The sequence below is a fragment of the Enterobacter sp. WCHEn045836 genome (genome assembly GCF_003965585.1).
Lineage (GTDB): Bacteria > Pseudomonadota > Gammaproteobacteria > Enterobacterales > Enterobacteriaceae > Enterobacter > Enterobacter dissolvens.
Map to the genome: position 1 here is coordinate 85,287 of NZ_RXPT01000001.1, position 22,752 is coordinate 108,038.

Consider the following 22,752-nt stretch of genomic DNA (forward strand, 5'->3'; position numbering starts at 1 on the left):
AGACCCACATTTTTATGGGCAGACTAAGCCTGGTACCGACTTAACAGATTTTCCAGCATTTGCATTTTTTTTCAGCACAATCTGCTGGCTCGATTCGTGTACAACAAAACTGTTACATTGATCAAACAATCACCACAAAGGTATTTTAAAGGTATTATTGAATGGTATGTTAAAGGCGTACTCTCACTGACATGCAGGATTAAACAATGAAAACGAAAGTCCAACTGTCATTCATGATGTTTGTTGAATGGTTTATCTGGGGAGCGTGGTTTGTGCCGCTGTGGCTATGGCTGAGCAAAAGCGGCTTTACCGCCGGGGAGATTGGCTGGTCCTACGCCTGTACGGCCATTGCGGCGATCCTGTCGCCTATTCTCGTCGGCTCGCTAACCGACCGCTTCTTTGCCGCCCAGAAAGTGCTGGCGGTGCTGATGTTTGCCGGTGCCATTCTGATGTACTTCGCCGCACAGCAAACCCAGTTCAGCACCTTCTTCCCGCTGCTGCTGGCCTACTCCCTCACCTATATGCCCACCATTGCGCTGACCAACAGTATTGCCTTCGCCAACGTCGATGACGTGGAAGCCGATTTCCCGCGTATTCGCGTGATGGGCACTATCGGTTGGATCGCCTCCGGTCTGGCATGTGGGTTCCTGCCGCAGATGCTGGGCTATAGCGATATCTCTGATACCAATATTCCGCTGCTGATGACCGCAGCCAGTTCCGCCCTGCTGGGCGTATTTGCCCTGTTCCTGCCGAATACGCCGCCGAAAAGTACCGGCAAACTGGATTTCAAAGTGATGCTCGGTCTGGACGCGCTGATCCTGCTGCGCGACAAAAACTTCCTGGTGTTCTTCTTCTGCTCTTTCCTGTTCGCGATGCCGCTGGCCTTCTACTACATCTTCGCCAACGGTTATCTCACCGAGGTGGGGATGAAAAACGCCACCGGCTGGATGACGCTCGGCCAGTTCTCGGAAATCTTCTTTATGCTGGCGCTGCCGTTCTTCACTAAACGCTTTGGTATTAAGAAGGTCTTACTGCTGGGTCTGCTCACGGCCGCCATCCGCTACGGCTTCTTTGTTTACGGCGGTGCGGAACAGTACTTCACCTATGCACTGCTGTTCCTCGGCATTCTGCTGCACGGGGTGAGCTACGACTTCTACTATGTAACCGCGTATATCTACGTGGATAAAAAAGCGCCGGTGCATATGCGCACCGCCGCACAAGGCCTGATTACGCTGTGCTGTCAGGGTTTTGGTAGCCTGCTGGGTTACCGCCTGGGCGGCGTGATGATGGAAAAAATGTTCGCTTACAAAGAGCCGGTGAATGGGCTGACCTTCAACTGGGCCGGGATGTGGACATTCGGGGCGATCATGATTGCCGTGATTGCCGTGCTGTTTATGCTGTTTTTCCGCGAATCGGACAAAGAGATCACCGCAATTGAGGTGGTTGATGGCGATGCTGCGCTGACACAAGGGGAAGTTAAATGAAACAAGAACGTATTCTCGGTGCTCTTTACGGGCAGGCGTTAGGGGATGCGATGGGTATGCCCTCCGAGCTGTGGCCGAGAAAGCGCGTCAAAGCGCACTTCGGCTGGATCGACCGCTTTTTACCCGGCCCGGCAGAGAATAACGCGGCCTGCTATTTTAAGCGCGCGGAGTTCACCGATGATACTTCGATGGCGCTGTGCCTGGCCGATGCAATTATCGAATGCGACGGGGAGATTGACGCGGATGTCATCGGCAAACATATCCTGAACTGGGCGCTGGATTTCGATGCCTTTAATAAAAATGTGCTGGGGCCCACCTCAAAAATCGCGCTTAACGCCATCCGCGACGGCAAACCCGTCAGCGAACTGGACAACAACGGCGTGACCAACGGGGCGGCGATGCGGGCCTCCCCGCTGGGCTGCCTGCTACCGGCGACGCGGCTGGAACATTTTGTCGGGCAGGTCGCGCTGGCCTCCAGCCCGACGCATAAATCGGACCTCGCCATCGCCGGGGCCGTGGTGATTGCCTGGGCAGTTTCGCGCGCCATCGACGGTGAGCGCTGGCAGAACATCGTCGATGCCCTGCCCGGCATTGCCCGCTATGCACAGGAGGCGAAAACCACCACCTTCAGCGCCTCGCTGGCGGCTCGTATTGAACTGGCGCTTAAGACCGTGCGGGAAGCCCATGGCGTCGACTCCGCCAGCGAGCAGGTTTACCAGCTCATTGGTGCGGGCACCAGCACCATCGAATCCGTTCCGGCGGCGATTGCGATGGTGGAGCTGGCCGGCACGGACCCAAACCGCTGCGCGATTTTGTGCGCCAACCTCGGCGGAGATACAGACACCATCGGGGCGATGGCAACGGCCATCTGCGGGGCACTGCACGGCGTGCAGGCGATTGACCCGGCGCTGAAGGATGAACTCGACACCGTAAACCGGCTCAATTTTGACCACTACTGCGAAAAACTGCTGCACTACCGGGAGCAAAGGGAGGGCGTATGAGTACGTTAGCCCAACGTCTTGAAACATTACAGGCCACACGCCCGGTTACGGTGCTGGGCGCGGCGGTGATCGACGTGATCGCCGACGCGTACGCCCTGCCCTGGCGCGGGTGCGACATCGAGCTGAAACAACAGGGGGTGAATATCGGCGGCTGTGCGCTGAATATTGCCATCGCCCTGAAGCGGCTCGGCATTGCGGCGCAAAACGCCCTGCCCGTCGGCCACGGCGTATGGGCCGAGATCATCCGTAACGCCATGGCCAGGCAGGATCTGCACAGCGCCGTGGAGGCCGAAGCAGGCGATAACGGCTGGTGTCTGGCGCTGGTAGAGCCTGACGGTGAACGCACCTTTATGTCGTTCAGCGGCGTGGAGAACCAGTGGCAGCCGCACTGGCTGGATGGGCTGAATGTCCCGCCGGGTAGCCTGGTGTATCTGTCCGGCTATCAGCTGGCATCACCATCGGGTGAACTGCTCACACGCTGGCTGGAGTCGCTGGAAAATGTCACCGCGTTTATCGATTTTGGCCCCCGCATTGCCGATATTCCCGACGCGCTGATGGCGCGGATCATGGCCCTGAAACCCATCGTGTCGCTCAATCGTCAGGAGGCGCAGATTGCCGCTGAGCGCGCTGGCATGGACGTTGATACCTTAGGCGTGCAGTGGCAGCACCGTTATGACGCCGCGCTGATTATTCGCCACGACAAAGATGGCGCAGCCTGGTATGAAGGCGACGCATCAGGTTATGTTCCCGCGTTTCCCGCCACCGTCGTCGATACCATTGGCGCAGGCGACAGCCATGCGGGCGGTACGCTTGCCGGTCTGGCGGCAGGATGGCGTCTGGCGGATGCCGTGACTCTGGGGAATGCCGTGGCGGCCTGGGTGGTCAGCCACCGCGGCGGGGATTGCGCGCCGACGCGCGAGGCATTACTCCTCGCACACAAAGACGTATAGGTCGCTGCGACAGTAGCTGATGCTGTACTCAATCGGCCGGTGCTGCTGGTCAAGCGCAACCTGCTTGATCACCAGTACCGGTATTTTGTCATCCATACTAATATGCGCCTGAAACTCGCTGTCCGGCATCCGGGCGCTGACACGGGAGCGGGTGCGTTGCGGAAAGATATTCTGACTACGGAAGTAGTCGTAGAGCGAGATGCCAATTGCGTCCGGGTCATGAATTAACTCAACCGGAACCCAGGACTCCTCAATCGACACCGCGTCATCGTCAACGTAACGAATGCGCTTAAGCAAGAATACCTCGCTGTCCGGGGGTACCGACAGCTGGCTGGCCACCTCTTCCGGACACTTCACCACCCGTTTATTCACCCATAGCGTGTTAGGTTTTTTACCGCGCAGCACCACCTGCTGAGAAAAACCGCGCGCTTCCTTGAGCGAATATTCAAAGATGTTGTTGATCTGCGTCCCGTACCCCCGGGCACGCGTTACCACGCCCTCTTCTTCCAGCGCCTGCATCGCTTTGCGCACGGTAATGCGCGACACCCCGGTTAACTGGCTCAGATCGCGCTCGCCGGGCAGAATATTGCCGTGCTCCAGCATCCCGCTGCGTACCGCGTTTTTTACCGTTTCGGCAAATTTCAGATACAGCGGCATGTTGTCGGGCGCGGCGATCCGTTCATTCAGTTGAGCGATTAACCGGGTATGCGCTTGTTCCATCTCTGTTTTCTCAGGCGTGGTGTTTCCTGCCAGTATACTGGCTTACCACCATGCATGAAAATGATGAACCGGCCCAATACCGTGACCCACTTCCAGAGTATCGGCTTTTGCCAGCGCGGCGGAGAGCCACATTTTGGCCTCGCGTACCGTATCGTTCCAGCTGTTGTGCCGTGGACGCAGCGCCGCCAGCGCGGCAGAGAGCGTGCACCCCGTACCGTGGGTATTTTTGGTGTGCACACGCGGGGCCGTGAAACGCAGTTCACCGTCACGGGTAAAGAGCCAGTCCGGGCTTTCATCGTCATCAAGATGGCCGCCTTTCATCAGCACCGCGCCGCACCCCATCGCCAGCAGGGCATTCCCCTGCTCTTTCATTTCACGTTCATTCTGCGCGTGCGGCGCGTCTAACAGTGCGGCCGCTTCAGGCAGATTTGGCGTAATCAGCGCCACCTGCGGCAGCAGTTTCTTGCGCAATGTCTCAACAGCAGATACAGAGAGCAGCGGGTCGCCGCTTTTAGCCAGCATCACCGTATCCAGCACCACATTTTGCACCTGATAACGTTGCAGCCGCTCAGCCACCGCCTCGACGATATCCGTTTCCGCCAGCATCCCGATTTTGGTGGTGTCGATGCGCACATCGCTGAACACCGAGTCCAGCTGTGCACCGACAAAATCAGGCTCGATACGGTAGACCGACTGCACGCCGCGCGTGTTTTGCGCCACCAGCGCGGTGATCACCGAGCAGCCGTAAGCGCCAAGCGCCGAGAACGTTTTCAGGTCGGCCTGGATACCGGCACCGCCGCTTGGATCGGTACCGGCAATCGTCAGAGCATTAATTCGTTTCATGCCTCCCCCTCCAGGTTGTGCAGCGCATCAAGGAACGCGCTGGCAAAGCTGCCCGGCCCGTAAGACTGCGCAACGGCGATCGTTCCGGCGCGCTTCATCCATCCGCAGGCAGCGGCAACATTGTCCAGCCGATCCCCCGGCAGGGAACAACTCGCCGCCACCACCGCCGAGAGCGCGCACCCGGTGCCCACCACGCGGGTCATTAACGGATCGCCGCCCGCAACCGTTCGGGTGCGCTGGCCGTCGGTGACGTAATCCACCTCCCCCGTCACCGCCACAATGGCATTGGTCTGGCGAGCCAGCGCCTGCGCGGCGGGTAGCGCGGCGGCGGCGGTGTCGGTGGTATCGACACCGCGTCCCCCTGCGCTCATCCCCGCAAGGGCGAGAATTTCCGAAGCATTGCCGCGAATCGCTGCCGGTTTCAGGGCAAGGATTTGATGGCAAAAGCGGGTGCGAAACGCCAGAGCGCCCACCGCCACCGGGTCAAGCGTCCACGGTTTGCCTGCCGCCACCGCGCTCTCGATGGCCCGCCGCATCGACTGGGCGCGGGGCGTGGTGAGGGTACCGACGTTAATCAGCAGCGCATCGGCCATCCCGGCAAACTGTTCTGCCTCTTCGGCCTCAATCACCATCGCGGGGGATGCGCCAAGCGCCAGCAAAACGTTGGCCGTAAAGGTCTGCACGACATCGTTGGTCATGCAATGGGTGAGCGGAGAACGGGTTCGGAAGTGGTGTAAAACGTGTAAATCGAGCAGGTCAGGCTGCATGGTTTCGCTCCTGCCTTGCGTGAAGAAGCGATGACCAGGGGAGGCATCTGACTTCCCTACGCTGGCATTATCCAGATCAGGTAATACGGGTATTTCTCAGCCTTCACAAAGAAGGGCACCCCGAGTCAAATAAAACAAAATCAAAAGCTTGCGATTAACGTCCCGTTAATCCCTGTTCTGGATCATGCCAGCGGGAAGCCAAAGACTCAACCCTAAAAAATCCTCTGTGTCCCAGTTTGTGTCTCACGTTGTGTCCCACAGATAAATGGCAGGCACAAAAAAACCGCCCATAAGGCGGCTTAAGAAAATAATTTTAATCGTGATGATTTAAATGGAATCTATTCTCTGCATACGCTTTCTTCATGCAGTCGAAGTGCTTTTGCCAATTCCAATTGGAATGCAAAGGAAAGGCGGGAACGGCTGATCTTTATACCATCAATAATGATGTATGTAGGGTAAACAGTGACCATGCGGCCCAAGTATTGAAAGTGTTTAGGGTGGTTTGACTTATCGTTATTCATTGTGTGCCATCCGTCTGGGTGGGGGTAATCCCGGCAACGGATGATTGATCTAAAATCGATCAAAATCAACAACTTAACAGATCACCAAATCCAGGGGGTGTACACTGGCGAGCCTCCCTCAGCCTAACCTATACACGACCATAAAATAGGGGCGGATTCCTTCCAGTTGGGTGGGAAAATATCCGGGAGTTTGGATATTGTTGCTAGGCCCCTCGAACTGAGGCCCCGGGTGATGAGAGTATTTTCGCCAAATATCTGGGGGCACTCCCTACCGGATGGCCTGCATTCTGGTCAAACATTGCCCAACCTTCCGCTCTTACAGTGCGCTCGCTCATATATCCCTTTATTCTCAATTACTTAATAACAACACAATACCATTCTGTTGTTTTATCCTGTGGACCAGTGGCCCAGCCGGGCCACCCTGGAGGCGTCCGCCTCCCCTGTGCGCCTGTGGCGCGTTATCTTATGGCAAGCAATACAAACCCACAGGGTTAAGAGTGGTAGCGCCACAGGCGCATACAGAGAGCGGGCCTACAGAGGCCCTTTGAGGGGCGAAGGATTTCGCCCTGATTGGTATTGAGAATAACTATCGTTTACAAATAACATTGATTCTCTTGTGTGAATAAAAAAGCTGGGGATTTTTTCTTGAGGGTAAATTGAAAATTTGCCAGGCAACACCATTACGAAACAATAATTAATTATACACAAATACAGTAACTTAAAGGCGATTGGGGAGTCAAATCATCTTACCCGCCTTGTGGTGACAGTACATTAAGTAACCATCTTTTACCCACATAAACAGCCCATAAGGGCCGTTTCTCTCCCCTGCCGGATCATTACTCTGCCATTAAACGCGATTAAACCCGATTTAATTCACTAAAAAGACACAACTTAAAATTAATAATTTTTGTCTTTTACAAGTGCCTGTTTTTTGATCAATAATTGATCACAGTTAGGATCTGGAGGGTACAAAATGAATTTCGTAGAGGGTTGTAAATCAGTTCAGGAAGTGAAAGCGGTAGCGGTTGAGCTACTCAAACAGGGCAAGGGGCTGACGCTGTACCGTGACGCCTGGTTATTAGGTTATGAGTTAATGCTGAGGGTGTCGGACCTGCGCTCTATCCGTTATGACGACATCAAAGGCGATCACCTTGTCCTGTCCCAACAGAAAACGGGTGAATCTGTCCGGGTGAGGCTCACCGATACCGCTAAACGCATCATAGCGGCCCGGAGAGAGGCGAACCCTGATCATGTGTACCTCTTACAGTTGAACAGCCACAGGAGCAAGGGAAAGCCTGTGAGCCGCTCCAAATTGCATGAGGAAATTAGCTACGCCGGGGAAAAGCTGGGGCTGAATCTTTCGACCCACAGCATGAGGAAGAGTAAACCAACAATTGGTTATGACAATGGGGAGGATATAGCCGTAATCAGTAAGGCATTAGGGCACAAATCGTTATCAAGTACGCTCCATTACATTGGGGCCACACAACGCAAAGTAGATGATTTTAGTGATAAATATTCAATAGCGGATCTGTAATGAAAAGCCAGGATATTAGGAATTATGAAAGAGAAAAGGCTCCCACTAGAGGAGCCTTTTTTGTATGGGCAGTTAGTTAGGCCCGCCCTGCATAAGCATGTTGAAAGCGTGCTGGTTGTTGCTCTCGACTTCAGAGCGTACCAAATCTTTAACTTGACCATCCTGCACTTTCACATTGACGTTAACGTTAAGAGGCTGGTTTAGCCACGCTGGCGGGGCCATCAGTGCGTTACTGTATCCACCTGTAACCGTCGCTGCATCTGGTGGGGTGAAGGTTGGGACAGCAACACGAACAGTCTGATCGAGTGCTGCGGTCTGTGCTGCCTGCTGGGTTGCGTTCTGCTGCTTTTCGTACCAACTACCGGAGAAAGCCTCCATGATGTCGGTCCACAAGGTTGGACGGTCTCTATTCTCCTGCACCTTGCGCTTAAACGCTTCCGGGTCTGCCTGAATCTGATCAAGGCGGTCATTCAGTGATACAGCGGCGATAATAGCCGGGAGGCCAAAGTTAACGCCACGGCCCGCGCTGATCGGTTTGGTATTCTTCCCAGGTTTGCCCGGTTTACCGTCTTTACCTGGCTTACCATCGCCCAGAGCTTCAGAAGCGGCTTCAATGCCACCAATAGCGGCGATCCCCTTCATGACTCCCAACAGTTTGGTAAGAGGGTTCAGCATGGTGAGAACCCACTTGAAAGCCCCGCCCAACTTGTAAACAGAGCCAGCGAACAGAGCCACTCCGGCGGCGTATGCTGCCATTTCTCCCCAGGCTTTGAGCTGCTCCCCATTGATCCCCATTTTGGCGGCGTAATACTCAATCACACGGAAGGTAAAGATCACAGTGTCATGCAACTCTGTAAACGCATCTGTGGCGCCTTCAACAATCTTCCCGGCGATATGCCCGAACATCTCAAAGGCTCCACCAGACCCGTCAATAGCGGCGCTGATTGAGTCGAAAGCGTTGGTTAATTCGTTGCCGAAGCCAGAAGTAAAGAAAACATTCATAGCATTCTGCATACTGGTATTGAGGCGCTGCCATGATGCCCGGTTGGACTTCATAGCCTTGTCAAGTGCTCCGCCGTTCCGGGCCGCTTCCTTCATCTGTTTAGCCACGTGTGGGAGGATGTCCTTAGAGAACAGCTTCCCGTCTTCCATCAACTTAAACAGATCTTTCTCTGTCAGGTTGGTAACGCCTTTCATGTCGTTAAGAGCCTTAACGAACAGACCCACAGAACCGGGGAGAGCTTCCGCCAACTGGCCCTTCAATTCCTCAGACATGACCTGGCCTTTAGCCATCATCTGGTTAAGGGCTTTCAAAGCACGTGATTGCTCATCTGCGGATGCACCAGTTACAAGGCCCCATTCACTGGCCCCCTCAAAGATGGATCGCATCTGGTCTTTAGGGAGTTTATCCCCAACAGAGGCCGCAAATTGTGTGTAATCCTTGCTGGTCTTAATGAGGTCGAGGCCCAAACGGTTGGACTGTTCTTTGAGATACTCAAACTCTTTAGCGGCTTTCTCTGTGGAACCGGTGATCGCTGTAAGACCAGATATAGCGGATTCAAAATCCTGTCCGGTGGTCATGATCTTGCCACTCAAAGCCACAGTTGCGGCAATGGTGATCGCCCCGCCTGCACCCTCGATCATGGAGGTATCAAGTTTGTTTACTTTCGCGGTTACTGGAATTGTGGCTCCCCTCATGCCTACCCGGCCTTGTTGGCGCATGGTTTGCTGAAGGCGTGACACACGGGCGTTATATTCCTGCAATGCCATAGACCCGGCGTGATACTGGCGGGTAAGCTGTCCAAACTCCTGGAGGTGTCCAGCACGTTGGGCCGGGGTAACGTTGGCGTTAGCGGCTGAAGTGCTGAAGCGGATAGCTTTAGCGCGGATTGTCTGGATCTTACGCTCCGCTGCGATCTGTGCTTTGGATGCTTTGGCGTCTGCTGCCGCTTTGGCTTTGGCTTCTGCCAGTGCTGCTTTTGCGGCGGCGTCCTGCTGTTTCCGGCGGATCTTGGTGTAGGCGTTTTCCTCAAACTTGAGGCGTAGCGGTTTCATCTTGGACGCTACTTTGTCCCACTCTTTCCCCACCTGTTTGATACGGTCAACGGTGCGCTGATAGCTTCCACGGTCGGTCTCAAAAGTTACCCGGTTCGTCGTTTTCGTAACAATCACGTTACCGCTCATTATTCATCCCCTTCCAGTTTGGTAGCCTTCAGGGTGCGCCCTGCTGCCTTGTTGATGATTACCCGGCGGTGACCTGCTGGCAGGTCTGCGGATTTGGTCAGGAGAGAGACCGGGCGACCGTTGGCGCTGAATCCCTGATCCTTGTGACACAGAGCAATTCCCCGGCTCTTAATGGCGCGGCCCTTCTGGGCGCTGTCTGCGGCATTGGTGGAGGCTTCCAACTGGTTGGCGTACAAAGCGATAACCTCATCCAGTGACAGATCGGCCTGTGCCTTGCGGAGTTCGTTCTGTTTGGTTGCCTCTTCGGCTTCCCGCTGGCGCTGCTCTGCCTTCTGAATTTCCAACTGATTGAGGAGGTTCTTAAATGCTTCCATGTGAGAGGGTCCTTATATGGCGAGGTGACAAAAGAGAAAATAGAGATTTACAAGGGCGTAGATAATCCACAGGGACCATCGCCCAAAAGGGAGAAGTAAATATTGCAATGGGGCTAGTAGGTCCGACTGCGGGCCGGGGGGGTTATGCGGCTCGTTTGGAGGGGATGATCACGGTGCGGAGTTCCTTCCGCCCGGCGCTGATAATCTTGCGTACTCTGGTCATGCTGGTCCCCAACTTGTAAACCGGGTTAGCCACATATCGAGGAGCACGAAGATTAGCCAGCACCTGATCGTAAGGTAACATCTGGTCTGCCAGATACTTAGCCGGGGTCACCTGGGAGAGGGTCTCCACAGTCTTGATATTGATCCCCAACATTTCACCAATCATCTGATCCGGGAGATTGTCCGCTTTCATCTGCTGAATCATCACGGCTTTCTCGGGAAGGGTCAGCACGGCCTTTTGATATTTCACAGGGTTGTATTCCCGTTTCATCTTCAGGGCATACGCCAGGGACACCTTGAAAGCTGCACAGATCGCCTTAGCACTATGACCCATCACACAGGCCCGCTTGATTTGGACAATCTGATCCGTTGTCAGCTTCTTTTCATCCATCGGGGGGCGTGGCTTACTGGTAGCCAGCTTGTCAGAGAGAGCGGCGATCATCGCTTCCTCTTCAGGGGTTAGGGCTTTTACTTCAGTTGTGATAATGCTCAAAAGGAATCTCCAGAAAATTATTGACTTCACACGGGGAATTTGACATCATGCGTATAATGGGGATTTACATTTAAATTTTACCAAATCAAAAAGCTGGGTCTAAATCCCACTCTCTCGACGGCTCCTTGACTTCCCCTCTTGGGTATGGCGTCACCGCTGGCACCCCCACAGGAACCACTTCCCCCGGTTGGGGATCAGCTTGCTCCACCGTTTCCACCCTCCCGCTGTAAACATCCAGCAATGTGATCGGCGCTGCTGGCCCTGGCGTTGCTGGCACAATCTCAGGCGCTTCTACAGGCTCCGCTGTGTGGTTGGACTCCTGCACCTCTTCCCGCTCCGCTGTGGCCCGCTGTGGACGTGTGGCGGACGGCTTAGGCGTAGGCGCTGCTTCTTCCGTGTTAGCTTCGACAATAGGCAGGCATACCAACAGATCCACATCATGCGGGCCACGTCCGACACACTCGATCAGACCTGCCTTTTTCAAAGCGCCGATCACGTTGCGGGCCGTTCTCAGTGAGCACATGAGAAAATCAGCTAATTCCGCCTGACCAAAAGCGGACGGCATCCCCTGCTTAATGTGACCGTTAGCCATACGCTGATCACGGTTGAATGAAGCGATCAAGTCGTATGTCAGAACCATCTCTAAAGAGACTTTTACGCCGTTGTACGTTTTCAAGCGGCGCAAGGTTCGGGACGTTTTCACAAAGTCTTTGGAGTAGAGCTTATTTAGAAATTCGGTCATTGTGGGAATCCTTAACAGAATCGGAATTAACGGTTTTCAAAAACTGGCTGACTGCTTTCTTAACAATGGTGTGAACGCTGCCATGTTCACGGGTGGAGGCCAACGCGAAAAGCTGCTCCATCACATAGGGATCGAAGCTGATCCCCAACTCTTTATTTTTACTCACAGGCAAATCTCCTTTAATTCTGCGATGTCTTCAGCGGTGAGGTTGAGGCCGAACCAATCACCCCACCATGACGCAGGGGCGGTGATCGCCGGGTTACCGATGGTAATCATGCCAGAGGGGCTAACCTGCTGGAGCATTTCGCGGATGTCGTCGTAAAGGTGCGGGGCAGACTCATCATTTTGGATAGCTTCCACAATCTGGCTTGCATATCCAGACAACAGGCGGGATTCCGACAAGTCTGTATAAACGTGATTCATTGTTACCCTCCCAAATTAAGTTACTGATTAATGTACAATAATTGGTAGCTCGCCTGTCATGTCCTCAAAATCCGCTGATGCTTTCAACATTAACAGGGCCATCACCTCATCGTGGTCCAGGGTTACACCTTTAGCCTCAAAGAGGGATTGGAAAGCCAGCACAATAGAGGCTTGCAGATCCGTAGACTTGGAAGCGAACAGCGCAACGGTTGCTTTAAGCTCTAATGCTTTCTCTGCGTCCATCTCTGTAATTTTGGTGGCAATGCGCTGAGACTGGCGGAGGACTCCAGATGCCTTGGATTTGGTCAATTCAAGGGCCTGAGTAATCGCTTCAACTTCTTCCATGCGCCCTTGTGCTTTAAAACGGCTACGGGCTTCTGTTAGGGTCTGTCGACGGGTGTCGCCATGGTCGACACGATCAACCATTTTTTCAACATCAAGGTAAATACTCATTGCACTCTCCGATTGGATGGATTATAATTCAGAGGGAAGCGCTCCGCATCATTATGTTATATATTTTACACCGTTTTGCAATAAAACGCAATAAAAACATTGTGTTTTGTTGCGACTGGTTGTTAAGTGAACAAACTGCATGGGTGTGCCTGTCCGGCGTTCTGTGACGCTTTAGGCGTTGATAAGGTGTTTCCTTGTCCACGTAGGAGAGAGCGCCACAGCGGTGCGTTTAGGTGGGTTTCTGTGGGTTGTGGTTCTGTACGCTGTGCGGCACTGTGTACCGGGCCGGGCACCCCCACCCCGCCGCCCAGATGTCACGGTTTCCCAAAGGCAGAAAAGAAACTCGCTGGAGCGAGTTCTGTTTCTGCTATTCCCAAAGAGTCGAACCTGTGGAAGGTTCTCTCCCAAGATACGGGAACAGGGTTCCCTGTCTCAAGAGTCTGATCTCTTGATTATTCAATCAATAACAATACTCACACTCTCTAGGTCTTGACCTGGCCCTCAAGGGCGCAAGCCCTCTTATCAGAAGGTGTGTTAACAAGGGTTCATCTTGTTAATCTTATAGTGGGCAGATTTTGCCTGACTTCGGATATTAGCTTAGGCAGATTTTGCCTGACTTTGGAAGTTGGGCAGGAATTGCCGGATCAGCAAGTTAGGCAGATTTTGCCTAAGCTGCCCCACCGGGTCCATATTGACCCCGGATCAATCTCCTGATCAGTACGTCAATCTGACATACCCCGGAAAATATTTCCGCCCGGAAGATTCTTCCTCCCCGGGAGTGAGCCTCATCAGGCGAGACTCCACATTGTGGGAAAACAGGCCAACGGCCTAAAACCTGGTAAGCCCGGAGGGGCGAAAAGGTTTTAAGAGGCTAGAATTTAAAAGAGAAATAATTAAGAGCCTGAGCGATTAATTATTGAACGATTAAATTCTAAGATTAATAAAACCGTAGCCCGGAGGGCGAGCGTAGCGAGGTTTTATGTAGTTATATACTCTTGTGTGCCTTTTGGGCTACATGGTTTGTTGTCAAAAGTGCCAACATGTAAACCCACAACCTACCCGCCAGTTAATAAAAATTGATTTGCCTCTCTTCCCAATATGTGGGGAAGTCACGCCATACCACAAATAAAATAGGAATACAATTAATATTTATTGATAATCATTCTCATTTGTGATAACATAGTATTCATGGTGTGGGATGTGGTGAGTATGTCGAAATCGCCGTTTTGCAGCTTACCGCCCCGCACCTGTACAGAACTTTCATTAACGTGTGCTTTAGCCAGCCCTTGTGGGTCTGTACTGAGTGAGCCGGGCGGACTTCTCCCCCGTCCCGGCCCTCACCCAAAGCGTTCTTTCAACCCCACTTGCCAGAATGCTTTGTGTGCGGTCCTCTCCTCAAGTTCCGCCGATTGTTTCACTCCTACGATTCAAAACGCCTCTAATCATAGGGCTTGCGCCACAGGCCCTATTCTAAAGCGTCGCTAGCTGCGGCTCTTCAGAATACAAGCGATCTCCACGATTGTAGCGACCCTCCACGGGGTCCACAGTTGGGCCGGGGGTGGTTCCCCAGTTGCAACGATAAACTATTGATTTTCTTCGATGGTTTCCGGGCGTATTTCAGGCGTCCGTTTTCCTCTGTGGCTTCTTTGCTGAACCATGAAAGCAAATCATGTAAGGCATTGCGGCTACACAGGAAAACAAGTGATCAGACAGTAAGTTACATTGCCTTCATCCCGGTGTCTCTTTCCGGGTTCTTTTTTGTGGTTATTTGCCCATCGGCTGGCGGTTGCTCCCGTGACGCTGGCGGGTGAGTGACCACAAAAAAGAGGTTTACACCTCCCCCCACCCTAGCGAGGGTGAGAGAGAGCCAGATTAGAAAGGGCGGCGCGGATGCCGCCCTCTTCTATTCAGCCCACGGCCTCCCATCTTCCAACAATTCGGATTGTCCTCTGTGGCGGTCCTTATATCCGGCGTTGCACCGGATCACCCTGTGGACTCTCTCCACATCTAAAACCCTCCATAAGGAAAACCTTTATGAAAACTTCCGAGCGCTACCCGGTAACGCAAGGTGACGTAATCGTGAATTACGCCTCCAGCCTGTTTGACCGCACCGAAGTAACCGCCCCAAGCCTCCCGGCTGACGTCTTCTGTGGCGATATTCTGGACAGCAAAACTTTTGCCCTGTTCGACTCCGCCGCCGCTGACGCTGGCAAGCCGATCATTAACCTTTCCAATATGTCCGCCGATGGCAAGCCCAAAACGCTGGTTATCGTGGATCGCCATGTTGTGATTACCGATTTTGCTCTACGTGCCAAAGACGCCGCGAGCAAAAAAGCCGCACTGACCGCCCTGACAGCTTCCGGTGACGTTCGCCTGGCTATCAACGCCGATTACTTCAAAGCATAAGGAAATCACACAATGGCTATTGATTTTAAACAGTTTGAAAAGCTGGACACCGTAGCGGCGATCAAAGATGTGCCAGCAGGCAATTATCTGATCTCTGATCTGGGTATCTTCTCCGATGTTAACTCAACCACTCCACGCGCCCAGGTTCTGGATATTGTGGAAACTCAGGTTAGTGAACTGGAACAGGTTGCCCGCTATGGCACCGAAGTAAACGCGATCAAGATGGATAAAACCATTCTGCGTGACCAGGAGATCCCACACTATGCCACCGAGGCGGACGTAAAAACCGCTGACTGGCAGGGTCTGGTAAGCCCGGCTAACCCGGATCAGGTTGAGGCTGTTTCCTCTGTGATCGCTGCTAAATCTATCCGTATGCGTAACTATCACCTGGAGACGGTTGAAAGCACACTGGCCCGCGCCCTGTTCAAACAGTCCGCTAAAGCGGCTAAAACCGATGACGGGGATGTCGATTTTAATGCGGTATTCGGCACGGCCCCGCTGAGTTTCGACCTTGACGGATCAGCTGGCGCTAACGTCTATGCACAGCTTGCGAAGATTCGCCGCATGTTGGTTAAAGAGTACGGCGCGAGCCGCTCCTATCTGGACCGCTTCTATTGCTTCTGCTCCCCAGACCTGTATGACGTTCTGGCGAGCCACCCAGAAGTAACCAGCCTGATCACCAACAAAGTGGCTGAAGCTGCAAAAGGCGCTCTGATCCCGGTTAACACTGCGGGTTATGACTCCTTCAGCATTGGCAACATTACTTTCATTCTGGCGGACGATGACCGCTACGAAATCGAAGAAGGTTCCGGCCTGTTCGTTCCTAAGTTCAATGCAGCAGATCGTAACCCGTTCAAACTGGTACACGGTCCTGCCTCCAGGAATCAGGACGTCGCCGCTAAAGGCGTGATCAGCCCTTACTACCAGAAAGTAATGACTGACCGTTACGGCATGGTGACCATTCACCAGGAGGCGAGCTTCATTCCGCTGAACCTGCGCCCGAACTACACGCTGAACGTCAAGCTGAAGTAATGCACATTTCCTCCGGTCGCGCCCTTCCGGTACGGCTGGGGGTTATCTCTTCCGGTTATATTCATTTTTACTTTTACACTGAGGTAACACATGAAAGTTTCAATCAATATCCCCGGCGCTGGTCAAGTCTATGTATCTGGTACGGCGGAAGTAATTAACCGTAAGGCGCTGTGTAAGAAGTTGGGGATCTGTAATGTCACCCTTTGTCGTTTAGAGGCGCAACACGGCTTTGAATATGCTTTGAATGTGCTACTTGGGAAAAAGCATAAAATTCGCTAACTCACTGAATTTTAAAAGGCTGACCTTATCGGGTTGGCCTTTTTTATTGTTCAAAGATTGATGAGAATGAAATATCTCTCTTCACAATGCTGCGCTAATCAACCATTGTTGTGCTTCACCTCGCCGGAGGAAGGCAAAATCATAACGAACAAGAGTTGCATGGGGGAAGCACCTTTGTACTTACAAAAATACCACTTATTCACTTACTTTAGTTACTCGCTCGCAGTAGAACCCACATCCAGATACCTTCGACAGTGTAAAAACGAAAGGCTTTTAATTGTTCAAGGTCTCTATATTTAAAGAAAAAAAACAATGTATAATCTCAGAACATTTAACCTAATGAGCACATAGATATGCTTAAACATACCCTGGTAAAAAACATACTTTTTTTCATGGCGTTAGCATTAATTCTTTTTGGTATTTATGCAACTTTCACTTTGAGTGCTACGAGAGGAACCGTCATAATTGGAGCAGGTCTGGGCATAATGGTTATTACTCAATTCGATTGGAGCGAGATAAAAATACTTGGGCTTGAAGCAAAGTTAAGGGATACAATAAGCGATGCAGAAAATGTATTAGATAGTTTGAGAAAAGTTTCCATACCTATTTCTGAAGTTGCAATTTCATTGGCATCGAGAACAGGAAGAATGGATACCGCCACTTCAAACAAAGACCTGTTTAATCTTGTGACGTCTATATCAAATGAATTAAAAAAAATTAATGTAAGTGACAAAGAATTAGATGAAATAAAGAAGGATTGGTATTATTTCACAACTTTTGATATGTGCTCTATCTTATTAGAAGAAGCAAAAACAATTTTAAAAACACATCATGATAAACTAGAACAACAATATCGACTTTGGATTGGTAACAAACCTATTTCAGATCATGTGACTAATCAAAAAATGATTGAGCAGGTTGAACATGCCAAAAAAGAATTGCAATATTTACGTAATCTCTTATGGAAAAAACCTTACTATGACATGCCATTTATCCTCAGGAAAGCTATAGATGAAAGCTCAGTCATTACTGCCAAAGAAAAAGAGTCTTTCTGGAAAAGCAATGATGAATTATGGAAAGATATTATATTTTATATAGAACACAAGAATTTTAGACGCCCACAATTATGGTTGTCCAAATAAAAAAGGGGTGCAAGCCCCTTTTAAATTTTTTAGAAAAGCACAAAAAAAATAATAGTGTACTCTAATCTTAGTGTTTCACTATTTATAATTTTCCAAATTCCTTACTAATTCATCCCTTTCCTTTAACAAATCATCATGCATATTTCTCGACATTGGATCAGTAAGATCAAATGCGCCTTTCCCCAAATTTAAATTTTTAACACCATCAATGAGCGCTGTTCTAACAAGATTTCTATCGTTCACATCATTTACGTTATCCATTAAATCAAGGATATTTTTGTGTAATTCCAAGAGTGAATTATATATAGACATTACTGAATTTTTTTTGTTTACTCTTGTTTTGTAACTAATTTCATTTATTTTTTTATTTATATTATCAAGTGAGCCAACAATTCCTTTTCTAGCCTCAACCCTGATAATTTCACTCTTACTTCTAGATTTTGTCTGGAACAAAACTTCAGAGTTGACAACATCGCTTAATCTTGCCACATCAGAAACAATCGTTTTTATTCCATTTCTGTATGAATCATAGTTTGCAACAAAGTTTCCGACTGGATTAAGAGCCGTTAATAATACGCATATTTTACCATAAGCTGTAATACGAGCCTTTATAGAACCATCTTCGAAAGTTACTTCAATATCGACATCATCATAGAGGAAGAACCTCATTCGTTCTTCGGCATGGGTTTTAATGATATTCCTAATTCTTTCAATGGCTTCTTGTTTTTTCTCTCCATTAACAGTTAAAAGCCATTCAGGCTCAACATGTACATATGACTGGCTAAGAATGTTACTATTAATATAATCAGCCATGATAGTCCTTTATAATTTTTACTTTTCTGTTTATGAATAATACAAGGTTTGCCCGTCTAATTGCTGCAAAAAAATCTTTATTGCATATTATTAATGACAGCAAGCATACCTTGCGACCTTTGGCTCAGAGCCAGTCTAACTCATCAATAACATAACAAACTGTGAAGAGGGGGAAGGTATGCATATATCTTTTTGTGATCCCTGTCCCAGTTTTCTCATGCCCGACTACCTGTTGTAAATGCGCTAAGTTGCCAACCCATCCGGCTAAACAGGTTGAAATCATGGTATGTCGGAAGCTATGCACCAATCGCCGCTGCCCATAGTCATCAAGATAAGGAATACCAAGCTGATCACGCACATCTGCTAAAACTTTGCCGATCTTCGGCATGTTCTTACCCGACACAGGCGAGAAGATTTTCTCTTTCCATTGGCGGTTTACAAAATCAAGGAATCCCCATTCGATCAGTTTGGGATGTATTACAACCTGTCTAGTCGCGTTCTCAGTTTTCCCCTGCCCTCCTTCCGCGATCAGGAGATAGTGCCGCTGACTATCCTCATCATATTTGATATGAGATTTTTCCAGCTTTGCGATCTCGCCTCTTCTGGCTCCCGTGTACGCCAACAAAAGAGTGATCCACTTCTGCCAACCGTCAGGCTGCTTGAGCGCCCACCCCACAAACTTTCTCATTTCTGCTGCACTGTATGCTCCAAACCTCGCTTTAGACGGTGCGGCGACGATCCCATCTGTCGGAGACTTCTCCAGAATATCTTTATTATCAGTCAGGAAGGTTTTGAATAGCGATTTATACATCTTTAAATGCTTGTGGATAGACTCAGCGCCAACTAAATCTTCGGGCGGAACATCATCACTCTCGATTAGTTGCTGAACCGTCATTGACCGATAAGGCTGTACAACACGCTTAGGCAAGTTTTCAACAACCTCCATTACCTGTTTAATGTCTTGCTTGGTAATCGTGGTTACATCAGTTGACGAACCCAAGACAATCAACATCACCTCCATAAAGCGCTCATTGGCTTGAGAGATAGCCTTCGTCCAGTTTTGGGCTTTCTCCTCTTTATACATATTCCACGCGCCAGCCAGTGTTAACACGTGTTCTGGTTGTGCTTCAGTTTGTTCTTCCTCATCTACCGAAGGAGAGACAACCTCGCGGTCTTCATGAACAACTATCGGCTGAATATTGCGCCGCGCATCATTCAGAAATTGGTGCGCCAGCCATTTTTCATTCTGCTGCTTCAGACTATTGCCATACTCAGAAAGACGCTTACCGAAGTGATCCGGTTGGATGGCTCCACGTTGAACCAGAGGAATTACAGGAGAAGCAAAAGACATGAGCAACTGCGCCTGGGTGTGGCTGTCAGTCTCTAACGACTTCCGGAAAAACTTATTATCAGGCAGGCGAAAACGAACGTAATAAACCCCGTTACGTTTAATGGTGTGGCGTATGGTCTGGTGTCCCATTTCGTGAGCCTCGATGTGATCGGCTAAACAAAACGGTTCGAAAATCGCAGATAAGTCTTTGATTTTACCTTGAATAATCGCCAGGACTACGCTGGCATTATCCAGATCAGGTAATACGGGTATTTCTCAGCCTTCACAAAGAAGGGCACCCCGAGTCAAAATACTTATAATACAATAAATTAAATGATACTCATTGCTACTATTTAGTGTAACCGCGGCGGCAGGCCAGGTGCAAGGGCTTTCGAGTTATCACGGTACCGGGCAGAGTGATATCACACAGCGATAGCGTAATGAATTATCTGATACAGACTCACCTGCTTATTTTTTCCTTTTTATAACATTACACTCACGCATTTATTGCAATTTGGCCTGAACACTTTCTCGCTTTAATTTTCAACATAAATATTTTTTCAGGAAAAACCCCACAATATAAACCCCTCACTGCAACTTTCATTCAAAACATAAGTCAGATTCGAAAATAAAGAAGTAAGGGCAACCTATAAATAGGCATTAACTATTTTGAACATTTTGCACCATTTTTGCTTAAAACACTTAAGGATTACTTAAGTGTTAATATTTCGAAACTCTTCTTTCATCCATTCTTCAAAAATAACTAAGTCATTGTATTTTATGAGTTTAAAACCAAAAGCATTATAGATCACCCGTTTAGCTATTCATGCTATTTATGATTTAGATCAATAATTATTATTGCACATTGATAGATAGTTGCCACGCGTTACGAAATAAGTTATCAAACCAAAATTTCGTAATTTATCCCAGATATAACAAGAGGTTGTATCTTCCCGCCAGGATAGCAATCTGATCTTTATTGATTTAATGATGAGAACTTTCTAATGAAATTTATCAAAACAGCTATAGCGTCTATTACTCTTTCGGCTATTTCTGGTTCTGTATTTGCTACCACTTACTTTTCATTGCAAGAAAAGTCAGACGCGATTCAGCAAGTAAGGACTGAAGCAAATGCTGCTGCTCGGCTGAATAGATTTATAATTCTGAAATATAACAATGATCGCGCCAACTTTAACCAGCAAGATTGGGATTTTTATCATAAGACCGAGGAAACATTAGAAAATACAAATGCTCGAATTGCAGAGATTATGCGTGCTCCCGTTGTTGCGATGCCTTCCAGACCAAATCCACCAACACCGACAGTCACTCCGTTGATGCAACCTCACATGGTACCTAATAAGGTACCCACTCCTGTTGCTAATAACGTGTTGTCTAACGTTGTTATTCCTGCCGCGACGTTAACCGCAGCACAAAAAACGCCGACACCGTTAACACCAGCCATCCCTCGCAGCGTGTTTGGTGCAGCGTATATTGATGCTAAAAATAACCAGAGTGTTTTCACGCCTCCGCCAAGGACCGTCATTCCTGCCGCGACGTTAACCGCAGCGCAAAAAACGCCGACACCATTAACACCTGCCATCCCTCCCAGCGTGTTTGGTGCAGCGTATATTGATGCTAAAAATAACCAGAGTGTTTTCACGCCTCCACCACGGACCATCATTCCTGCCGCGACGTTAACCGTAGCGCAAAAAACACCAACACCGGTTGCTCAACAGGTACCGTCCAAAATTGTGATTCCTGCGACGTCCTTGACCGCAGCGCAAAAAACGCCGACACCATTAACACCAGCCATCCCCCCCAGCGTGTTTGGTGCAGCGTATATTGATGCTAAAAATAACCAGAGTGTTTTCACGCCTCCACCACGGACCGTCATTCCTGCCGCAACGTTAACCGTAGCGCAAAAAACACCAACACCAGTTGTTCAGCCAGGTGTTGCGATGGCCAACCTGACTCCACAGAAATTGAACGGCTCGCAGCATCCTACAAATGAGCATCACATTTCTGATGCTCCAGTCAAACAGCCATATAATGTACCCGTACAGACAGCTACCCATTTTGTTAGCCTTACACCGTCTGTCAAACCACAGGGCGTTCCCACGCCGAAATATAACAATATCGCTTTGGTGGGTTCTCATCTTGATAGCAATGTAACTGACGCACAACGTCTTAGATCTATTTTAGAAAATGCGCCAAAAGCTGTTAACGGTGTGGATGGTAAAAAAGGCGCGAAAGGCGATACCGGCGCGACAGGTGCTCAAGGTGTAACGGGAATTAAAGGGCGCGACGGCATTAATGGTCATAATGGTAAAGACGGCGTGACAACCACAGTGACACGCATGCAGGTAGACACGGTAACACAAACAAAAGTCGCTAATAATAGCCATGCTATTACCACAACCGCTCAGGATCTGCAGGCAACCAAACAAACATTACAGGCAATGAATAATAACACCAGTCAGCAATTTAAATCATTGCGCGATGAAGTGGATAATAATAAGAAGCAGGCCAATGCCGGTATTTCAGGCGCAATGGCGATGGCGGGGTTACCGCAAGTACAAACAGATCAACGCGTCATGTTCTCTGCCGGTGGTGCGACTTATAATGGTGAAAGTGCCCTCGCAGTCGGAGCATCGGTGAACTTCAATTCACATGTCATCGGGAAAGTGAGTTTCTCTGATGATACCGCCAATAATATGGGTGCTTCTGTTGGTATCGGAATGGGCTTTTAAATAAACACAAAAACCACCACAATAAAAAACACAATTACGTTTATAACCCGCTCGTCTCTGATGAGAATAGCGATGATAGCCAAAAACATGTCCAGATATATATTTATCTCAGCGGCCCTGTACCTGATGCTATTGGGTGTCGGAATTTGGATCGGCGTGATGTATGTGTCCTATTATCTGTGTAGTTTATAAGGTAATAAAATGAAAAAAGTATTAATCACCGTGGCTGGCGCACTTGTGCTGGCGGGGTGTGTATCGCCCACTCAGCGTATCGCGAATTGCACAG

The 22,752-nt window shown here is 49.8% G+C and carries 21 protein-coding genes and 2 riboswitches; of the genes, 9 read left to right on the forward strand and 12 right to left on the reverse strand.

From position 1 onward, the window contains the following. The first annotated feature begins 206 nt into the window (after positions 1-206). Genes EKN38_RS00375 through EKN38_RS00385 form a run of 3 tightly spaced genes read left to right on the forward strand, consistent with a single transcriptional unit; the run spans position 207 to position 3,435 of the window. Positions 207-1,484 (forward strand): nucleoside permease, encoded by a 1,278-nt coding sequence (locus tag EKN38_RS00375; RefSeq protein WP_014832643.1) that lies wholly within the window; start codon positions 207-209, stop codon positions 1,482-1,484. After that, on the forward strand, positions 1,481-2,485 hold the full coding sequence (locus EKN38_RS00380) for an ADP-ribosylglycohydrolase family protein (RefSeq protein WP_014832644.1): 1,005 nt from the start codon (positions 1,481-1,483) through the stop codon (positions 2,483-2,485). Before EKN38_RS00375 ends, EKN38_RS00380 begins: the two co-directional genes overlap by 4 nt. Then, on the forward strand, positions 2,482-3,435 hold the full coding sequence (locus EKN38_RS00385) for a PfkB family carbohydrate kinase (protein WP_014832645.1): 954 nt from the start codon (positions 2,482-2,484) through the stop codon (positions 3,433-3,435). The genes EKN38_RS00380 and EKN38_RS00385 overlap by 4 nt, the downstream gene beginning before the upstream one ends. Here EKN38_RS00385 and EKN38_RS00390 read toward each other — a convergent pair. Genes EKN38_RS00390 through thiM form a run of 3 tightly spaced genes read right to left on the reverse strand, consistent with a single transcriptional unit; the run spans position 3,409 to position 5,765 of the window. Then, entirely contained in the window at positions 3,409-4,155 is a 747-nt protein-coding gene (locus EKN38_RS00390) for a GntR family transcriptional regulator (RefSeq protein ID WP_014832646.1), read from the reverse strand. The two genes, EKN38_RS00385 and EKN38_RS00390, sit on opposite strands and share 27 nt — an antisense overlap. A 42-nt stretch (positions 4,156-4,197) precedes the next feature. Continuing rightward, on the reverse strand, positions 4,198-4,998 hold the full coding sequence (gene thiD / locus EKN38_RS00395) for a bifunctional hydroxymethylpyrimidine kinase/phosphomethylpyrimidine kinase (RefSeq protein WP_014832647.1): 801 nt from the start codon (positions 4,996-4,998) through the stop codon (positions 4,198-4,200). Further along, entirely contained in the window at positions 4,995-5,765 is a 771-nt protein-coding gene (thiM, locus tag EKN38_RS00400; protein ID WP_014832648.1) for a hydroxyethylthiazole kinase, read from the reverse strand. The genes thiD and thiM overlap by 4 nt, the downstream gene beginning before the upstream one ends. Positions 5,766-5,801: 36 nt before the next feature. Continuing rightward, positions 5,802-5,898, reverse strand: a riboswitch (TPP riboswitch). A gap of 1,361 nt (positions 5,899-7,259) precedes the next feature. Here thiM and EKN38_RS00410 point away from each other — a divergent pair. Beyond that, positions 7,260-7,823, forward strand: a complete 564-nt coding sequence (locus EKN38_RS00410) for a tyrosine-type recombinase/integrase (protein WP_126521546.1) — start codon at positions 7,260-7,262, stop codon at positions 7,821-7,823. 72 nt (positions 7,824-7,895) lie between these two features. Here EKN38_RS00410 and EKN38_RS00415 read toward each other — a convergent pair whose 3' ends face one another. From EKN38_RS00415 to EKN38_RS00445, 7 genes are all read right to left on the reverse strand, one after another. Beyond that, entirely contained in the window at positions 7,896-10,007 is a 2,112-nt protein-coding gene (locus EKN38_RS00415) for a tape measure protein (protein ID WP_260480481.1), read from the reverse strand. Continuing rightward, the gene (locus EKN38_RS00420) at positions 10,007-10,381 is read right to left on the reverse strand and encodes a hypothetical protein (RefSeq protein ID WP_126521548.1); all 375 of its coding nucleotides are present in this window, start codon (positions 10,379-10,381) and stop codon (positions 10,007-10,009) included. The genes EKN38_RS00415 and EKN38_RS00420 overlap by 1 nt, the downstream gene beginning before the upstream one ends. Positions 10,382-10,523: 142 nt before the next feature. Next, a complete protein-coding gene (locus tag EKN38_RS00425; protein ID WP_126521550.1) occupies positions 10,524-11,096 on the reverse strand; it encodes a hypothetical protein in 573 nt (190 codons plus the stop codon). A gap of 85 nt (positions 11,097-11,181) precedes the next feature. Beyond that, on the reverse strand, positions 11,182-11,838 hold the full coding sequence (locus EKN38_RS00430) for a hypothetical protein (protein WP_126521552.1): 657 nt from the start codon (positions 11,836-11,838) through the stop codon (positions 11,182-11,184). Then, complete coding sequence (locus EKN38_RS00435; RefSeq protein WP_039274128.1) at positions 11,819-12,004, reverse strand: hypothetical protein; 186 nt, start codon at positions 12,002-12,004, stop codon at positions 11,819-11,821. Before EKN38_RS00435 ends, EKN38_RS00430 begins: the two co-directional genes overlap by 20 nt. After that, positions 12,001-12,261 carry a hypothetical protein gene (locus EKN38_RS00440; RefSeq protein ID WP_126521554.1) on the reverse strand — a complete coding sequence of 87 codons (261 nt, stop codon included), beginning with the start codon at positions 12,259-12,261 and terminating at the stop codon, positions 12,001-12,003. The genes EKN38_RS00435 and EKN38_RS00440 overlap by 4 nt, the downstream gene beginning before the upstream one ends. Positions 12,262-12,288: 27 nt before the next feature. Next, on the reverse strand, positions 12,289-12,714 hold the full coding sequence (locus EKN38_RS00445; RefSeq protein ID WP_126521556.1) for a hypothetical protein: 426 nt from the start codon (positions 12,712-12,714) through the stop codon (positions 12,289-12,291). Positions 12,715-14,748: 2,034 nt separating this feature from the next. On the opposite strand from EKN38_RS00445, the gene EKN38_RS00450 reads away from it, so the two are divergent. The 4 genes from EKN38_RS00450 (at position 14,749) to EKN38_RS00465 (ending at position 17,573) form a co-directional block, all read left to right on the forward strand. Continuing rightward, on the forward strand, positions 14,749-15,120 hold the full coding sequence (locus EKN38_RS00450; protein WP_126521558.1) for a hypothetical protein: 372 nt from the start codon (positions 14,749-14,751) through the stop codon (positions 15,118-15,120). A gap of 12 nt (positions 15,121-15,132) precedes the next feature. Further along, the gene (locus EKN38_RS00455; protein WP_126521560.1) at positions 15,133-16,152 is read left to right on the forward strand and encodes a major capsid protein; all 1,020 of its coding nucleotides are present in this window, start codon (positions 15,133-15,135) and stop codon (positions 16,150-16,152) included. 90 nt (positions 16,153-16,242) lie between these two features. Next, complete coding sequence (locus EKN38_RS00460; RefSeq protein WP_126521562.1) at positions 16,243-16,431, forward strand: hypothetical protein; 189 nt, start codon at positions 16,243-16,245, stop codon at positions 16,429-16,431. 353 nt (positions 16,432-16,784) lie between these two features. Next, on the forward strand, positions 16,785-17,573 hold the full coding sequence (locus EKN38_RS00465) for a hypothetical protein (RefSeq protein ID WP_126521564.1): 789 nt from the start codon (positions 16,785-16,787) through the stop codon (positions 17,571-17,573). Positions 17,574-17,651: 78 nt separating this feature from the next. On the opposite strand, the gene EKN38_RS00470 is transcribed toward EKN38_RS00465, so the two are convergent. Both EKN38_RS00470 and EKN38_RS00475 read right to left on the reverse strand, forming a co-directional pair. Continuing rightward, positions 17,652-18,386, reverse strand: coding sequence for a hypothetical protein (locus EKN38_RS00470; protein WP_126521566.1), 735 nt, complete (start codon positions 18,384-18,386; stop codon positions 17,652-17,654). Positions 18,387-18,510: 124 nt separating this feature from the next. Beyond that, complete coding sequence (locus tag EKN38_RS00475) at positions 18,511-19,866, reverse strand: integrase (protein ID WP_126521568.1); 1,356 nt, start codon at positions 19,864-19,866, stop codon at positions 18,511-18,513. A gap of 66 nt (positions 19,867-19,932) precedes the next feature. Then, positions 19,933-20,029: riboswitch (TPP riboswitch) on the reverse strand. Between the two features lie 691 nt (positions 20,030-20,720). On the opposite strand from EKN38_RS00475, the gene EKN38_RS25920 reads away from it, so the two are divergent. Continuing rightward, a complete protein-coding gene (locus tag EKN38_RS25920; protein WP_230863185.1) occupies positions 20,721-22,466 on the forward strand; it encodes a YadA C-terminal domain-containing protein in 1,746 nt (581 codons plus the stop codon). Positions 22,467-22,752: the final 286 nt, after the last annotated feature.

Coding starts and splice junctions, on each gene's coding strand:
- EKN38_RS00375 (WP_014832643.1), top strand. CDS start 207: ATGAAAACGAAAGTCCAACTGTCATTCATGATGTTTGTTGAATGGTTT.
- EKN38_RS00380 (WP_014832644.1), top strand. CDS start 1,481: ATGAAACAAGAACGTATTCTCGGTGCTCTTTACGGGCAGGCGTTAGGG.
- EKN38_RS00385 (WP_014832645.1), top strand. CDS start 2,482: ATGAGTACGTTAGCCCAACGTCTTGAAACATTACAGGCCACACGCCCG.
- EKN38_RS00390 (WP_014832646.1), bottom strand. CDS start 4,155: ATGGAACAAGCGCATACCCGGTTAATCGCTCAACTGAATGAACGGATC.
- thiD (WP_014832647.1), bottom strand. CDS start 4,998: ATGAAACGAATTAATGCTCTGACGATTGCCGGTACCGATCCAAGCGGC.
- thiM (WP_014832648.1), bottom strand. CDS start 5,765: ATGCAGCCTGACCTGCTCGATTTACACGTTTTACACCACTTCCGAACC.
- EKN38_RS00410 (WP_126521546.1), top strand. CDS start 7,260: ATGAATTTCGTAGAGGGTTGTAAATCAGTTCAGGAAGTGAAAGCGGTA.
- EKN38_RS00415 (WP_260480481.1), bottom strand. CDS start 10,007: ATGAGCGGTAACGTGATTGTTACGAAAACGACGAACCGGGTAACTTTT.
- EKN38_RS00420 (WP_126521548.1), bottom strand. CDS start 10,381: ATGGAAGCATTTAAGAACCTCCTCAATCAGTTGGAAATTCAGAAGGCA.
- EKN38_RS00430 (WP_126521552.1), bottom strand. CDS start 11,838: ATGACCGAATTTCTAAATAAGCTCTACTCCAAAGACTTTGTGAAAACG.
- EKN38_RS00440 (WP_126521554.1), bottom strand. CDS start 12,261: ATGAATCACGTTTATACAGACTTGTCGGAATCCCGCCTGTTGTCTGGA.
- EKN38_RS00445 (WP_126521556.1), bottom strand. CDS start 12,714: ATGAGTATTTACCTTGATGTTGAAAAAATGGTTGATCGTGTCGACCAT.
- EKN38_RS00450 (WP_126521558.1), top strand. CDS start 14,749: ATGAAAACTTCCGAGCGCTACCCGGTAACGCAAGGTGACGTAATCGTG.
- EKN38_RS00455 (WP_126521560.1), top strand. CDS start 15,133: ATGGCTATTGATTTTAAACAGTTTGAAAAGCTGGACACCGTAGCGGCG.
- EKN38_RS00460 (WP_126521562.1), top strand. CDS start 16,243: ATGAAAGTTTCAATCAATATCCCCGGCGCTGGTCAAGTCTATGTATCT.
- EKN38_RS00465 (WP_126521564.1), top strand. CDS start 16,785: ATGCTTAAACATACCCTGGTAAAAAACATACTTTTTTTCATGGCGTTA.
- EKN38_RS00470 (WP_126521566.1), bottom strand. CDS start 18,386: ATGGCTGATTATATTAATAGTAACATTCTTAGCCAGTCATATGTACAT.
- EKN38_RS00475 (WP_126521568.1), bottom strand. CDS start 19,866: ATGGGACACCAGACCATACGCCACACCATTAAACGTAACGGGGTTTAT.
- EKN38_RS25920 (WP_230863185.1), top strand. CDS start 20,721: ATGAAATTTATCAAAACAGCTATAGCGTCTATTACTCTTTCGGCTATT.